The sequence below is a fragment of the Actinoplanes sp. OR16 genome, from assembly GCF_004001265.1.
Taxonomy (GTDB): Bacteria; Actinomycetota; Actinomycetes; order Mycobacteriales; family Micromonosporaceae; genus Actinoplanes.
On sequence record NZ_AP019371.1, the window covers coordinates 3,828,710 to 3,843,104 of the forward strand.

General features: G+C 71.0%; 13 protein-coding genes. 8 read left to right on the top strand and 5 right to left on the bottom strand.

All coding sequences use genetic code 11. From position 1 onward, the window contains the following. The first annotated feature begins 6 nt into the window (after positions 1-6). The 4 genes from EP757_RS17790 to EP757_RS17805 are packed head-to-tail and all read left to right on the top strand — an operon-like array spanning position 7 to position 3,688. A complete protein-coding gene (locus EP757_RS17790; RefSeq protein ID WP_127547475.1) occupies positions 7-957 on the top strand; it encodes an ROK family glucokinase in 951 nt (316 codons plus the stop codon). A gap of 43 nt (positions 958-1,000) precedes the next feature. After that, on the top strand, positions 1,001-1,681 hold the full coding sequence (locus EP757_RS17795) for an endonuclease/exonuclease/phosphatase family protein (protein WP_127547477.1): 681 nt from the start codon (positions 1,001-1,003) through the stop codon (positions 1,679-1,681). A gap of 25 nt (positions 1,682-1,706) precedes the next feature. Beyond that, a complete protein-coding gene (locus tag EP757_RS17800) occupies positions 1,707-3,056 on the top strand; it encodes an NAD(P)/FAD-dependent oxidoreductase (protein WP_127547479.1) in 1,350 nt (449 codons plus the stop codon). Further along, positions 3,053-3,688 carry an alpha/beta hydrolase gene (locus tag EP757_RS17805; protein ID WP_127547481.1) on the top strand — a complete coding sequence of 212 codons (636 nt, stop codon included), beginning with the start codon at positions 3,053-3,055 and terminating at the stop codon, positions 3,686-3,688. Before EP757_RS17800 ends, EP757_RS17805 begins: the two co-directional genes overlap by 4 nt. On the opposite strand, the gene EP757_RS17810 is transcribed toward EP757_RS17805, so the two are convergent. Together EP757_RS17810 and EP757_RS17815 are read right to left on the bottom strand one after the other, a co-directional pair. Then, positions 3,668-5,116, bottom strand: a complete 1,449-nt coding sequence (locus EP757_RS17810; protein ID WP_127547483.1) for a trehalose-6-phosphate synthase — start codon at positions 5,114-5,116, stop codon at positions 3,668-3,670. The two genes, EP757_RS17805 and EP757_RS17810, sit on opposite strands and share 21 nt — an antisense overlap. Positions 5,117-5,166: 50 nt before the next feature. Beyond that, positions 5,167-5,979, bottom strand: coding sequence for a DUF308 domain-containing protein (locus EP757_RS17815; RefSeq protein WP_127547485.1), 813 nt, complete (start codon positions 5,977-5,979; stop codon positions 5,167-5,169). A 141-nt stretch (positions 5,980-6,120) separates the two neighbouring features. Here EP757_RS17815 and EP757_RS17820 point away from each other — a divergent pair, with 141 nt between their 5' ends. After that, complete coding sequence (locus tag EP757_RS17820) at positions 6,121-6,816, top strand: 1-acyl-sn-glycerol-3-phosphate acyltransferase (protein WP_127547487.1); 696 nt, start codon at positions 6,121-6,123, stop codon at positions 6,814-6,816. Here the strand turns inward: EP757_RS17820 and EP757_RS17825 are convergent. Beyond that, positions 6,791-7,477: a Crp/Fnr family transcriptional regulator gene (locus tag EP757_RS17825; RefSeq protein ID WP_014441566.1), complete on the bottom strand. Its 687-nt coding sequence runs from the start codon at positions 7,475-7,477 to the stop codon at positions 6,791-6,793. The genes EP757_RS17820 and EP757_RS17825 overlap by 26 nt on opposite strands. A gap of 238 nt (positions 7,478-7,715) precedes the next feature. Here EP757_RS17825 and EP757_RS17830 point away from each other — a divergent pair, with 238 nt between their 5' ends. Together EP757_RS17830 and EP757_RS17835 are read left to right on the top strand one after the other, a co-directional pair. Next, on the top strand, positions 7,716-8,567 hold the full coding sequence (locus tag EP757_RS17830; protein ID WP_127547489.1) for a phosphotransferase enzyme family protein: 852 nt from the start codon (positions 7,716-7,718) through the stop codon (positions 8,565-8,567). 25 nt (positions 8,568-8,592) lie between these two features. Next, a complete protein-coding gene (locus tag EP757_RS17835) occupies positions 8,593-9,084 on the top strand; it encodes a polyadenylate-specific 3'-exoribonuclease AS (RefSeq protein ID WP_127547491.1) in 492 nt (163 codons plus the stop codon). On the opposite strand, the gene EP757_RS17840 is transcribed toward EP757_RS17835, so the two are convergent. Further along, positions 9,071-9,721: a TetR/AcrR family transcriptional regulator gene (locus tag EP757_RS17840; protein WP_127547493.1), complete on the bottom strand. Its 651-nt coding sequence runs from the start codon at positions 9,719-9,721 to the stop codon at positions 9,071-9,073. The two genes, EP757_RS17835 and EP757_RS17840, sit on opposite strands and share 14 nt — an antisense overlap. Positions 9,722-9,816: 95 nt before the next feature. On the opposite strand from EP757_RS17840, the gene EP757_RS17845 reads away from it, so the two are divergent. Continuing rightward, positions 9,817-11,307, top strand: a complete 1,491-nt coding sequence (locus EP757_RS17845) for a DHA2 family efflux MFS transporter permease subunit (protein WP_127547495.1) — start codon at positions 9,817-9,819, stop codon at positions 11,305-11,307. A 678-nt stretch (positions 11,308-11,985) separates the two neighbouring features. On the opposite strand, the gene EP757_RS17855 is transcribed toward EP757_RS17845, so the two are convergent. After that, positions 11,986-14,322: an ROK family protein gene (locus EP757_RS17855; protein ID WP_127547499.1), complete on the bottom strand. Its 2,337-nt coding sequence runs from the start codon at positions 14,320-14,322 to the stop codon at positions 11,986-11,988. Positions 14,323-14,395 lie beyond the last annotated feature (73 nt).

The window sequence follows — 14,395 nt, forward strand, 5'->3', positions numbered from 1 at the left end:
GGCAGCGTGACGCTGACCATCGGAATCGACGTCGGCGGTACCAAGGTCGCCGGCGGCGTGGTCGACGAGCGGGGCAACGTGCTCGCCTCGAACCGCCGGCCGACGCCCGCGGAGGACCCGGCCGCCACCCGGGACACCATCGTCGAGGTCGCCGCCGAGCTGGCGGCTCAGTACCCGGACGCCACCGCGATCGGCATCGGCGCTGCCGCCTGGATCGACGCCGCCGGTTCGACGGTGCTGTTCGCGCCGAACCTGGCCTGGCGCGACGAGCCGCTGCGTGACTATGTGAGCAAGGCGACCGGCCTGCCGACGGTGCTGGAGAACGACGCGAACGTCGCGGGCTGGGCCGAGTTCCGGTTCGGGGTGGCGCAGCACGCCGACGACTCGATGGTGATGATCACGGTGGGCACCGGCATCGGTGGCGCCATCGTGGTCAACGGCAAGCTGTGGCGGGGTGCGAACGGCATCGCCGCCGAGCTCGGTCACATCCAGTCGGTGGCGGACGGCCACCCCTGTGGCTGCGGCCGGCTGGGCTGCCTGGAGCAGTACGCGTCCGGCAACGCCCTGGTCCGGTTCGCCCGGGCCGGCGCGCGGCAGGAGCCGGAGCGCGCGAAGCAGCTGCTGGAACTGGCCGGCGGCGACGCCCTGGCGATCAGCGGACGGCAGATCACCGAGGCGGCCCGGGCCGGTGACGGCGTGGCGATGGACGCGTTCGCGCAGGTGGGCTACTGGCTGGGTGTCGCCCTCGCCGACCTGGCGCAGAGCCTCGACCCGCAGATCATGGTGATCGGCGGTGGCGTGATCGACGCGGGTCCGCTTCTCATGGGGCCGGCCGAGCGGACGTACCGGGATCAGCTCGCGCAGCGTGACCGGTTCCCGGTGGCCGAGGTGCGGGCCGCCGAGATGGGCAACGCGGCAGGGGTCGTCGGCGCCGCCGACCTGGCCCGGCTGGGCTGACTCGCAGCGGCCGAGGAGAGTCGACGAAGGCTGAGGAGAAGGCATGCCGGGTGTCCCGCTGCGGGTGGTGAGCTACAACGTCCACGGTCTGCGGGACGACCGGCCGGCCCTGACCGCCCTGGTCCGGGAGCTGGCGCCGGACGTGCTGGTCGTTCAGGAGGCGCCGCGCCGGTTCCGCTGGCGGGAGAAGTGCGCGGCCCTGGCCGGCGAGTGCGGCCTGGTGGTGGCCGGGGGTGGCCTGCCGGCGCTGGGGAACCTGGTGCTGGTGAGCCTGCGGGTGAACGTCCACCGCACCTGGTCCCTGCGCTATCCGCTGACGCCGGGCCGGCACATGCGCGGGGCGGCCTTCGTGGAGGCGTCGGTGCTGGGTTCGGCGCGGTTCACGGTGACCGGTTCGCACCTGGCGACCGATCCGGCTGAGCGACCGACCCAGGCCGATCGCTGGAAATCCGAAATATCGGAAATGTCAGGGCCGCTGATCGTCGCCGCCGACTTCAACGAAGGCCCCGGCGGCAGCGCCTGGCGGATGATAGAAGACGGTTTATCCGGCAACGACAAGGATATCCAGACATTCCCGGCGACGCTCCCCTCCCGCCGCATCGACGCGATCTTCGTCAGCCCCGACGTAAGCATCGAAGCCTACGAGATCATCGACTCCGAACGAGCACGTCGAGCAAGTGATCATTTACCGGTCGTAACGGATCTTCGGCTCCCTTCCGTGTGAGCCCGGCCTCTGCGAGGATCGCCGGGTGCACGACACCCCCGACCCGGGCGACCGTGGCGACGCCGTCTGTGTCGTCGGCGCCGGCGCCAGCGGACTGGCCGCGATAAAGAACCTGCGTGAGCTGGGTTTCGCCGTCGACTGCTACGAGCGCGAGACGTCCGTCGGCGGCGCCTGGAACTGGCGCCACGACCGCAGCCCGATCTATGCCGGAACACATCTGATCTCCTCCCGGCCGCTGACCGAGTTCCCCGACTTCCCGATGCCGGACACCTGGCCCGACTACCCGCACCACAGTCAGGTCCTGGAATATTTGGAGCGGTACGCGAAGCACTTCGCGCTCACCGACGACATCTGGTTCGGCATGGAGGTCACTTCGGTGGCGCCGGCTGAGAACGGCAAGTGGGATGTGACGATCCGGTCCACCGGTGTCGGCGAGTCCTCGCGGGTGCAGCGCTATGCCGCGATCGTGGTCGCGAACGGGCACAACTGGTCGCCGATCACCCCGGAGATCCCCGGTGAGTTCACGGGTCAGGCCATGCACGCACGGGCGTACAAGGATCCGTCGAGGTTGCGTGGCCGCAAGGTCCTGGTGATCGGCGGCGGCAACACCGGCTGTGACATCGCGGTGGAGGCGGCGCAGCAGGCGACCCGGGTGTGGCATTCGACGCGCCGGGGTTACTGGTACGCGCCCAAGTACGTCTTCGGCCGTCCCGCCGACCAGGTGAACGACCGGCTGCTGCGGTGGGGTCTGCCGCTGCGGCTGCGCCAGTGGCTCTACCGGCGTACCGTCCGGCTCACCAGCGGCGACCTCACCCGCTTCGGCCTGCCCGAGCCGGATCACCGTCCGTTCGAGTCGCACCCGATCGTCAACAGCCAGCTCCCGTACTACCTGGGGCACGGCCGGATCGAGCCGGTGCCGGACGTGGAGCGCTACGACGGCGCGAAGGTGGTCCTCACCGACGGCACGACGATCGAGCCGGATCTGGTGATCACGGCGACCGGCTACCGGCCGCGCTTCGACTTCCTCGAGCCCGAGCTGCTCGACACCGACGGCAACGGCCGGCCCGACCTGCACCTGCACGCGTTCGCCCGGCGGCACCCGACCCTCGCGGTGATCGGCCTGCTGCAGCCGGACTCGGGCGTCTTCCCGCTCGCGCACTGGCAGAGCGTCGCGGTGGCCCGCTGGCTGCGGTTGCGCGCCGACGATCCGGAGCGTGCCGCCGCCGTGCAGCAGAAGGAGTCCACCCGTCCGCTCGACTCCTGGTCGCGGCGCCGGGTCCTGCCCACCCAGCGGCACTGGTTCGAGGTGGACCACGTCGACTACCTGAAGTCCGTCGAGAGTCTCTTGAAGCAGATGGATAAGACCTCAGCATGAGTACGTCGGAAGTCCTGCGTTTCCAGGATTGGACAGCACCTGTCGCGCCGGCCGATCGGGAGGTCGTCTCCCGGCTGCCGGAGGACGACAGCGGTCATCCGCCACTGCTCTTCGTGGCCGGCCCCGGCCGGACCGCCGCGATCTTCGCCGAGCACTGGCTCGGTCATGCCGCCGGCCGTGGTTTCGCCGCGCACGCGCTGTCTCCGCGACCCGGCGGCGACCTGCGGGCCTGCGTCCACGACGCGGTGCAGACGGCGGCCTCGCTGCCCCGGCAGGCCGTGCTGATCGGGCACGGCGCCGGGGCCCTGGTGGTGGCCCGTGCGCTGGGCCGCTATCCGGCGCGGGCCGCGGTGCTGGCCGCCCCGCGGCTGCGATCCCGGTTCGCGACCTTCGTGAAGCCGAGGCCGGAACTGCCCCGCCCGGTCGGCAGGCCGCCGGTCCTCGTCGCGGGCAGCCCGGACGACCGGGTGGTGAAGCGGGCGGCCCTCGATCGGGCGGCGGCTGTCTACGGTGAGGCGCCGCTGCTCTTCCCCGGTATGAGCCACGACCTGATGCTCGACGACGGATGGGCCGAACCCATCGACGCGATCCTGGACTGGTTGGCGAAGAACTCAGCGGTGCCAGGCCACTGAGCTTTCCCTCGTACGATCACCGGCAAGTCTGTCGGCAAGACTGCCCGTGTGATCTAAAGCGGTCAGATAGGCGCGGGCCCAGGCGAGGATGTCGTGCTCGGCCAGTTGCTCGCGCATCGCCGTCATCCGTGCGGCGAGGTCGGCCGGATCGGCGCACATGGCCCGCAGCAGCGTCTCCTTGAGGCCGTCGACGTCGTGCGGGTTCACCAGGAACGCCTGCGGGAGCTCGGCGGCGGCCCCGGCGAACTCGCTGAGCACGAGCGCGCCCGCGCCGTCCTCGCGGGCCGCCACGAACTCCTTGGCGACCAGGTTCATCCCGTCCCGCAGCGGGGTCACCACCATGACGTCGGCGGTCTGGTAGAGCGCCGCCAGCTGCGAGCGCGCGAACGGCTGGTTCAGGTAGTGGATGGCCGGCTCGCCGACCCGGCCGAACTCGCCGTTGATCCGGCCCACCTCGCCCTCGATCCGGTCCCGCAGGTCCGAGTAGCTCTCCACCCGCTCCCGGCTCGGCACCGCGACCTGGACCATCACGGTGTCGCGGACCTTCACGTACCCGTCCCGCAGCAGCTCGCTGTACGCCGTGAGCCGGTGCTCGATGCCCTTGGTGTAGTCGAGACGGTCCACGCTGAGCAGCACCCGCTTGGGCTCGCCCAGATCGTGCCGCAGCTGCCGGGCCTGGCTCACCACGTCCGGCCGGTTCGCCAGCGCCCGCATCTCGGCCACGTCGATGGAGACCGGGAACGCCCCGGTCCGCACGGTGCGCCCGTCCAGCTCGATCGCGTCGTCGGTGGCCCGGGCGCCGAGCAGCTTCTGGGCGAGCTGGGCGACGTTGTGGGCGGCCTGCTCCCGCTGGAAGCCGACCAGGTCGGCGCCGAGCATCCCGCGCAGCAGCTCGACCCGGCGGGGCAGTTGCATGAAGAGCTCGGGCGGCGGGAACGGCACGTGCATGAAGAACCCGATCAGCAGGTCGGGGCGCAGGTCCCGGAGCATCCCCGGCACCAGCTGCAGGTGGTAGTCCTGCACCCAGACCACGGCGCCCGGCTCGGCCACCTCGGCGGCGGCCTCCGCGAATCTCCGGTTGACCGCCCGGTAGGTCTCCCACCAGCCCCGGTCGAAGACCGGCTGCTGCACCGCGTCGTGGTAGAGCGGCCAGAGCGTCGAGTTGGCGAAGCCCTCGTAGTAGCCGCTCAGCTCCTCCGCGCCCAGCGACACGGGCCGTAGACGCAGGCCGCCGATGTCCGGCAGGTGCGGCGCCGGGCCGACCCCGCCGGCCCAGCCGACCCAGGTGGCCGGTGTCTGCTCCAAGATCGCGCGCAGAGCGCCGGCCAGACCTCCTGGGCTGCGGCGCCATTCGCACGCGCCGTCCGGGGCGGCGCTGTCATCCAGCGGCAGGCGGTTGGCTACGACGACGAGCGAGCTCTGGCGCATCACCGTAGGTTACCGGGCGAGCACCGATGTCCGTCTATGTGATCCAGGCCCTAGACGACGGCTCCGTCGTCGAACTCGTCGTCGTCATCGCCCGAACGCAGCCGCCAGACCAGCGTGACGGCGCCGCCGACGATCGCCGCGAAGCCGAAGAGCGTCACATAGGTGCTGTCCAGCGGCAGCAGGCGCGGGAAGAGGAAGAGCACGAAGCCGACCACCACGCCGAGCAGGCCGAACACGGCGTACTTGGAGATCTTGGGCATCGGGGGAGGGGGCGGCGGGATGTAGCGGTCGTCCTCGTCGTCGTCGGACTCCGGCAGGTCGGCGCCGAAGGTGTCGAGTCCGTAGAGGAGCGACTGGTCCTCGTCCTTCGGTGGGGGCTGCGGATCGGTACGCCGGCGGTTCAGCGGCCGCCCGTCCTCGCCGAGCGGGCGGGGAGGATCGACCGGGCCGACGCTCTCCGCCTCGGGCCAGGGCGTCCCGGCGCTGTCGTCGAGCGTGTGGAACCCGGCGATGATCTTGGCCCACTCGGCGTCCACCTCGGCCTGCGGGCGGGTGTCCGTCGGCGTGGGCGGGGACGGCGGCGTCGGAAGCGCTCCGCCGGTCACCTTCTGCAGGTGCTCGCGGGCGGTCTCCAGGCGCGTGCGATCCACGTAGAGTCGGTCGATCGGGCGTGCCGGCAGTGTCGTGGCACGCAGGATCGGGTTGAGGTCAGCCGTCGGCTGCAGGTACGCCGCGATGCCGCCGGCGGCCAGCACGTCGAGCAGATGCTCGCCCACCCGCGGATCCACGTCACCCGCCACGGCGTAGTCGGCCGCGTCGAGCCCGTTGTCGCGTCGCCCCCGACGGGCGCCACCCGTTGTCACCGATGCACCCCCTTGCCGACCGTGCCTTGAATGGTGACACGGCAGGCGCCTGTTGCGGGAGTGCGTTGTGGCGCGCCGCTCCCGCTTCGTACGCTTCTACATCGCCCCGGGACGCCGGTGGCATCCGCGGAAAGGACACCAGTGTTCTACTGGCTGCTGAAGTTGGTGGTCCTCGGACCGGTCCTGAGACTACTGTTCCGCCCCAAGGTGGAGGGGCTCGCGAACGTGCCCCGCTCCGGTCCGGTGATCCTGGCCTGTAATCATCTCTCGTTCTCGGACTCGATCTTCACCCCGCTGATCATGCGGCGGAAAGTGACCTTCGTCGCCAAAGCCGAATACTTCACCGGCAAGGGGATCAAGGGCTGGCTCTCCCGGATGTTCTTCGTCGGCGCGGGGACCATCCCGGTGGACCGTTCGGGTGGGGAAGCCGCCCAGGCGGCCCTCGACACCCTCCTGAGAGTCCTCAAGGAGGGCAATGTCGCCGGGATCTATCCCGAGGGCACCCGATCGCCCGACGGGCGTCTCTATCGCGGTAAGACCGGGGTCGCACGGCTCGCCCTGGAGAGCGGCGCGGTGGTGGTGCCGGTGGCGCTGCTGAACACCGACGAGATCCAGCCGACCGGAACGCTCGTCCCGGCCGTGAAGCGGGTCCGGATCCGGGTCGGCGAGCCGCTCGACTTCTCCCGGTACGCGCAGAGCCGCGGCGACCGCTTCGTCGAACGCGCGATCACCGACGAGATCATGTACGAGCTGATGGTGCTCTCCGGCCGGGAGTACGTCGACGTCTACGCCGCGAGCCTGAAGAACCCGGTCAGTTCATCCCCGCTCGCCGCTTGAGCGCCTGCACGTCGGTCACCACGATGCGGCGGCCCTCGGTGCGCAGCCAGCCCCGGTTCGCGAAGGAACCGATTGCCTGGTTGACGCTCTGCCGGGAGCCGCCGGCCATCTCGGCCAGCTGACTCTGGTTGAGTTCGATCGTGATCATCGGGGCCTGACTCTCGCCGGAGAGCCGGACCAGCGTCTTGGCGACCCGGCCGGGCAGGTCGAGGAAGACGTGATCGGCGTTCTGCTCGGTGAGCCGGCGGATCAGGCCGCCGACCGAGCGCATCACGGCGTCCAGGATGCGCGGGTTCGAGTGCACCAGGTCCATGAACGCGGCCCGGGACAGCGAGAGCGCCTGCGAGTCCTCGATCGCCTCGGCGGATGCGCTCCGGGTCGACGCGTCCAGCAGCGAGACCTCGCCGAGCACGTCGGGCGGGCGGACCACGGTGAGCACGGCGCGCTCGCCGGTCGGCGCGGTCCGGAAGACCGCGACGGCGCCGCGCTTCATGATGATCAGGGAGTCGCCGGGGTCGTGCTCCACGAAGAGAATCTGACCCTTGCGGTAATGACGCGGAACGGCCGTGGCGATGACGCGCTGCCGCACGTCCGGCTCCAGCCCCGCGAACATCTCCACACCGGTGAGCGCGTCGCCGGAATCCGGCAAGCGATGATCCACGGCGCTATCCCTCCCCCGGTGGGGACCGCGTCGTCGACCCGGAAGGCGCCGGCCCCACGACGCGAACGATCACTCTTAGCATGAAGCGTGCCCCGAACGCCATCTTGAGTCGGACATCGAAGCTCACTCCCGTACGATCATGTCGCTTCGGTAGCTTTCTGTAAACCTCCCATCGCCTTCTGTGATTGTCACCCCCGCTGTCCGTCGCTTTAGTCGCTTGTGCCGAGATAATCCCGCGGTGCCGGATGATGAGCTCCTTCGATCGACATTGCGGGAACAGTGGCATCTCATCCCATCGAAGATCACCGAACGGCCGAAGTCGGTGATGTCGCGCGGCTGGGATGTCACCGCCGCCACCGGCCGGTACGTCGCCCGGCTCGCCGAGAGCGGCGCCCGGCAGCCGATGGAGGCCGGGCTGGTGGCGGCCGAACACCTCCGGTTGCGCCGGATCGACGCGGGCGAGCCGATCCGCACGCTCGCCGGCGCCCTCACCGTGGACACCGCCGACGGCGCGCTGGCAGTGCAGCGCCGGCTTCCGGGTCGTCATCTGGACGGCCGGGATCCGGTGGATCAGCAGTGGTGGGGCGAGCGGCTGGGTGTCGTACACAAGGCTCTCCAAGGTTTTCGTCATGCCGGCCTGCGCCCGTGGCAGCTGCCCGACCCCGACGCGCCCCACCTCGACACCGAGCCCTGGCTGCGCGGCACGGTGACGGCGGCGGTGGCCGCGGCGACCCGGCTCACCGTGACCGATCGGCTCACCTACGGGACGCTGCACGGCGATCCGGGCGCCGACGTGTTCGTGCTGGATCCGGCGACCGGGCGGTCCGGAGTGCTGCACTACGGCGCCTGTGGCACCGGCCCGCTGGTCTACGACGTGGCGGCCGCCGTCGCCGACGCGGGCGGCCCGGAACACGCGGGCGAGCTGCTCGACGGCTATCTGGCCGCCGGTCCGGTCCGCCACGACGAGCTGGACGCCGCGCTGCCGGTGCTGCTGCGGCTGCGCTGGGCGGTGCAGGCCGAGCGGGCGGCCCGCCGGGGGTGTGCCAGAGCGCTCGCCATCGCCCGGGCAGCCCTGGAGTCGGAGTCCTGAAGGCCATGCGGGAGGATGGGCGGTGATGCCATACCGCTATTTCTACGACTGCGAGTTCATCGAGGACGGCCGGATCGTCGACCTCGTCTCGATCGGTGTCGTCGACGAGTTCGGTCGCGAGTTCTACGCGATCAGCACCGAGTTCGACGATTCCAAGGCCGTGCCCTGGGTGCGGCGCAACGTGCTCGACAAGCTGCCGTCCCCGGCCGACAAGGCGTGGCGCAGCCGGGAGCGGATCCGCGACGACCTCTACGAGTTCCTGATGGAGCCGCTCCGGGGCCGCTCCGAGCAGATGGAGCTCTGGGCGTGGTACGCGGCGTACGACCACGTGGCACTGGCCCAGCTGTGGGGCGCCATGCCGGCCCTGCCCCGGGAGATCCCGCGGTTCACCAAGGATCTGCGGCAGCGCTGGGACGACCAGGGCCGCCCGAAGCTGCCGGAGATGGCCGGCCGGCACGACGCGCTCGTCGACGCGCGGCACAACCTGGCGCGGTGGGAAGTCCTCAGCGGCTCTTGAGGGGTGGCACGCACTCCTTCATCACGGCCTGCACGTCCGCCTCGGTGAGCTGCGGGCCCAGATCGCCGTGGCCCGGGCAGGCGCGCAGGCCGTCCAGGAGCAGTGAGAGGTACCGCTCGTAGATCTCCGGGCGGCAGGCCGTGCTGTTCTGTGCCAGCTCGGTGACCATCGCCAGGATGATCGGGAAGTCGTGCATCCCGGCGTCCGGCCGGAGCGTGCCCTCGGCGTGCGCCCGGTCGATGATCTGCTGCAGCAGCGGCAGCATGTGCTCGCCGACCTGCCCGAAGTGGTCCGCGTCGATGCTGAGCGCGGCGTCGCGGAGCCCGCGGTCGGCGGCGTGCATCCGCGCGGCGCGCCGGAAGAAGTCGACCAGGCCGTCCCACGCCGAATCGGCCGTCAGTGCCTCCTCGGCGAGCGTGACCATGTCTTCGAGGCGATCCGTGAAGACCGCCTCGACCAGTGACTCCTTGGTGGGGAAGCGGCGGTAGACGGTGCCCACCCCGACGCCCGCGTGGTGCGCCACGTCGTCCAGCGTGGCGGCGAAGCCCCGGGTGGCGAAGACCTCGTGGGCGGCCTCGATGATCCGCTCCCGGTTGCGCTGAGCATCCCGCCGCAACGGCCTCGCCTCGATGGTCATGTGTCGAAGCCTACAACGAAGTGGAGGTAATACCTCAGCTTCCGCTGCTAGCCTGCCGAAGTGGAGGACGAACCTCAACTTCTCGGAAGGCAGCGATGAGCACCCTTACTGATCGACCAAGTCCGGCTGGACGTGAGGCGCAGGCGTCCGGATCCGGACGCTGGTGGGCCCTCGTCGTACTGGCCCTGGCGCAGCTCATGGTCGTGCTGGACGCCACGATCGTGAACATCGCGCTGCCCACCGCCCAGGCCGATCTCGGCTTCGACGACGCCGGCCGGCAGTGGGTGGTCACCGGTTACGCGCTCGCCTTCGGCAGCCTGCTGCTGCTCGGCGGCCGGCTCTCCGACTTCTTCGGCCGCAAGCGGATGTTCGTCATCGGCCTGATCGGCTTCGCGCTCGCCTCCGCCCTCGGTGGCGCCGCGCAGAACCTCGAGCTCCTGATCTTCGCCCGGGCCCTGCAGGGCGCGTTCGGCGCGGCGCTCGCCCCGGCGGCGCTCTCGCTGCTCTCCATCACGTTCACCGAGCCGGCCGAGCGCGGCAAGGCGTTCGGCATCTTCGGCGCGATCTCCGGCGCCGGCGGCGGCATGGGCCTGCTGCTCGGCGGCGTGCTCACCGAGTACGTCTCCTGGCGCTGGTGCCTCTACGTCAACCTGGTGATCGCCGCGATCGCCGTGGCCGGCGCGTTCCTCAAGCTGAAGGACGAGCCCGTCGCCGCAAACGGCAAGATCGACATTCCCGGTACGATCGCAGCGGTCGCCGGCCTGGTCTCCCTGGTCTACGGCCTCGCGAACGCCGAGACCGACGGCTGGACCGACGCCATGACCCTCGGCCCGATCGTGGCCGGCCTGGTCATCCTCGTGATCTTCGTGCTGATCGAGCGCCGGGTCGAGCACCCGCTGCTCCCGATGCGCGTCGTCCTCGATCGCAACCGCGGCGGCTCGTACGCCTCGATCGCCATCGCCGGCGCCGGCATGTTCGGCATCTTCCTGTTCCTGACCTACTACCTGACCGCGGTCCTCGGATTCACCCCGGTGAAGACCGGCCTCGCGTTCCTGCCGATGCTCGGCTCGGTGATGCTGACCGCCACGACGGCCGGCTCGATCCTCACCCCGAAGATCGGCCCGCGCCCGCTCGTCCCGCTCGGCGCGCTCGTCGCCGCCGGCGGCATGCTGTTCCTGACTCAGTTGCAGCTCGACTCGACGTACGCCTCGGGCGTGCTGCCCGGACTAATCATTATCGGTCTCGGCCTGGGCCTCGTTTTCGCGCCGACGCAGAACGCCGCCACCTCCGGCGTCGAGCACCACGACGCGGGCGTCGCCTCCGCGATGATCAACACGGTGCAGCAGATCGGTGGCTCGATCGGCACGGCGCTGCTCAGCTCGTTCGCTGCCTCGGCGGCCAGCGACTACATGGTGGGCAAGGAGCCGACCCCGCTGGTGCAGGCGCAGGCCGCGCTGGAGAGCTACCACACCGTCTTCTGGTGGTCGACCGGCTTCTTCGTCCTCGCCGCGATCGTGGCCGCGGTCCTCTTCCGCACCGGCCCCCTCGACGTCGACCCGGACGCGCCGAAGGCGATGGCCCACTGACCCACTGACCCACTGGCCCACGCAGCGTGTGATCCCGAACGGGGTCACACGCTGCCTCTATTCCCGACTCCCGCCGTCGCTGCTGCGTGCGGCCCGCTGTCTGTGGCCCGCAGTCCCGCTGCCTGCGCCCCGGCTGCCCCTGCTCCGCTGCCCCGCTGCCCCGCTGCCTGCGGCCCCGCCGTCCCGCTGCCCCGCTGCCTGCGGCCCCGCCGTACCGCCGCCTGTGGCCGCCCGCCCGGTCCCGCCGCGAATCTTGAGCGATCGTCGACCGCATGGGGTGCAGCTTCGCTCAAGATCCGAAGGGCTGGTCGGGCCTTGGGTCGAGCGAGCATCTCGGTGGAGTCGAGTTTCTCCGTGTCCGAGCCAGTTCAGTCGTTGCCGCCGCCGCGCCGTTTCACCCCGCTGCACCGCCCCTCACTGCGGATCATGAGCGATTGTTGACCGCATGGGGTGCAGCATCGCTCAAGATCTGGGCCTTGTGCGCCACGCAGGCGGTCGCTGTCCCGCTTCACTGCGGATCTTGGGTGACTGTCGATCGCCGGGGGTGCGGCATCGTTCAAGATCTGTCGGTTGCTCGGTTGCTCGGTTGCTCGGTTGCTCGGCCGTTCGCTCAGTTGGCCGGTTGGCCGATTGACCGGCTGATGGGCTGATCGGCTGGTGGGCTGATCGAATTGGGGGTCAGAGGAGCATCTCGATCGCGCCCAGCACTTCGGCGTCGGAGCCGAGTTCGGCCGGGACGACCTTCAGACCGGCTGCCGCGCTGGGTGCGCAGTGCCGCATCAGGGCCTCGCGGACCCCGTCGACGACGAACGCGCCCGCCTCCACGAAGCGCCCGCCGACCACGACCACGCCCGGGTTCAGGACGTCGCAGAGCGGAGCGACGATCCGCCCGATCAGCCGGCCCGCGTCGAGCAGCGCCCGCCGGGCCGGGCGGTCACCGCCGGACGCCAGCGACAGCAGGCGGTCCTCGCCGGTGCGGAAGATCCCGGCCGCGAGTTGTGACCCCGGACTCCCGCCACCGGCGCTGGGACGGTTCTCCAGGAGCGCGCCGAAATAGGCCGGGGTCAGGAATGCCGACAGACAGCCCCGGCTGCCGCAGATGCAGAGCGGCCCGATGTCGCGGACGTTGAGGTGGCCCACCTCGCCGGCGTACCCGATGGCGCCCCGGTGCATCCGCCCGCCCGCGACGATGCCGGCGCCGGTGTGCTGGTCGGCTTTCAGGTAGAGGACGTCCCGCGATCCCCGGGCGGCGCCCCGGCGCATCTCGGCGAGCGCGGCGAGTTGCGCGTTGTTCTCGACGAGCACCGGGCGGCCGACGGCGGTGGCGATCTCCTCGGCGGGAGCGAAGCCGGAGAACATCGGGAGGACGCTGCGGGCACCGAAGCGGCCGGTCTCCGGGTGTACGGGTGACGGCACACTGACAGCGATCCGCGCCTCCGGACCGTGGCGTTCGAACAGCTCGCGGGCCATCTCGGCGGTGGCCCGGAGGATCGGGTGGGAATCGTTCGACATCGGGAACGGCACCGTCAGCGACTCCTCGACGTGCCCGGTGCCGTCCGCGACCACGGCCCGGATGCCGGGGCCGGCGAGCGCGAGCCCGATGAGCCGCCCGCCGCCGGCGGTGAGCCGGAAGTGCGGTGACGGCCGGCCGGCCCGGGGTTCGGCGGGGGCGCAGAGTTCGACGACGCCGTCGTGCCGCAGTTCGGCGAGGATGTCCACGACGGCGGCCCGCGGCAGTCGCGTGATCTTCACGAGATCGCTGCGAGCGGTGGAACCCCGTCCCCGCAACGCCTCCACGATCATCTCCCGCCGGACGAGCCGCTCCCGCCGCCCCGGAGCAGCTACGGAAGAGGGCGCCGGGGACGACGCGGAGGCGAACGCCCTCTCCCCGCGGGCGGCGGGCGTGGCCCGCAGCGCCGCCCCGACGGCGCCGAGCAGGGCGGCCCGTCCGCCGAGGGCGCTGACCCGTACGGCGGTGCTCTCCACGACCTCGGGCTGCGCGTAGCGGTGCAGGGACTCGACGACACCGCTCACGATCGGTCCGTCGGAGGAGATCAGGGGGCCGTCGAGGACCACCAGTGACGGGTTGATGCCGTTCGCCAGGGCTGCCACGACCCGGCCGATCATCCGTCCGGCATCGGCCATGATGCGTTCGGCGGTGGCGTCGGTGCGTGCCAGCTCGACGGCCTGTTCCGCGGTGATCGGAGCGCCGTAGCCGGTCTCCAGCGCTGCCAGGATCTGCCGGGGCGAGGCGATCGTCTCCAGGCAACCGCGGTTGCCGCAGTGACAGAGCGCGCCCGTCTCGTCGACCTGGACGTGCCCGATCTCGCCGGCGACTCCGGTGGCGCCGTGGTGCACGACTCCGCCGAGCAGCAGGCCGCAGCCGATGCCGGTGGCGACCCGGAGGTAGCAGACGTCCTGGTGCCCGGCCGCCACCCCGTAGCCCACTTCGCCGAGAAGGCACAGGTCGGCGTCGTTTCGGACGATCACCCGGTGGCCGACCCGGCGGCTCAGCTCGGCGGCCGGCGCTATCCCGGCCCAGCCGGGCAGGACGCTGCTGCTCTGCACGATCCCGCCGCTGATCGGGGCGGAGAGCCCGGCCACCGTCGACCAGACCCGGCCGGTGCCGGTGATCACGGAAGCGATGGCGTCCAGGGCGGTGACCGGATCGGAGGTGTCGATGTGGTGGTGCCGTTCGTCGAGGATCGAGCCGGTCAGATCGGCTTCTGCCACCCGTACCCCGTCTGCGGAGATGACCGCGCCCACGACGCCGCCGGCGGCGGGCCCGAGGGTGAGGGAACGTGCGGGGCGTCCGGCTCGCTCACCCGTCGGCGCGGCGGCCTCCTCGGCGAGGACCCCGGCGGCGAGGAGATCGGCGACGAGGCTGTTGACGGTCATCCGGGCCATGCCGGTGCGGCGGACCAGATCGGCGCGGCTGATCCGGCCGGCCTCCCGGACCGCCGCGAAGATCAGATCGCGGCGCACGAGATGAACGCGCCTGCCTCCGGGCGTCATGACACCGACTCTAGCGTTTTGCCGGGTCTAGACAAAATGCCTCCGAAAGTAGGACCGGCGTCACACCCATCGG

Bases quoted from the DNA above. Each gene is read 5' to 3' on its own strand.
- EP757_RS17795 (WP_127547477.1), top strand. From the start codon at position 1,001: ATGCCGGGTGTCCCGCTGCGGGTGGTGAGCTACAACGTCCACGGTCTG.
- EP757_RS17805 (WP_127547481.1), top strand. From the start codon at position 3,053: ATGAGTACGTCGGAAGTCCTGCGTTTCCAGGATTGGACAGCACCTGTC.
- EP757_RS17810 (WP_127547483.1), bottom strand. From the start codon at position 5,116: ATGCGCCAGAGCTCGCTCGTCGTCGTAGCCAACCGCCTGCCGCTGGAT.
- EP757_RS17835 (WP_127547491.1), top strand. From the start codon at position 8,593: ATGCCATACCGCTATTTCTACGACTGCGAGTTCATCGAGGACGGCCGG.
- EP757_RS17845 (WP_127547495.1), top strand. From the start codon at position 9,817: ATGAGCACCCTTACTGATCGACCAAGTCCGGCTGGACGTGAGGCGCAG.
- EP757_RS17855 (WP_127547499.1), bottom strand. From the start codon at position 14,322: ATGACGCCCGGAGGCAGGCGCGTTCATCTCGTGCGCCGCGATCTGATC.
- EP757_RS17840 (WP_127547493.1), bottom strand. From the start codon at position 9,721: ATGACCATCGAGGCGAGGCCGTTGCGGCGGGATGCTCAGCGCAACCGG.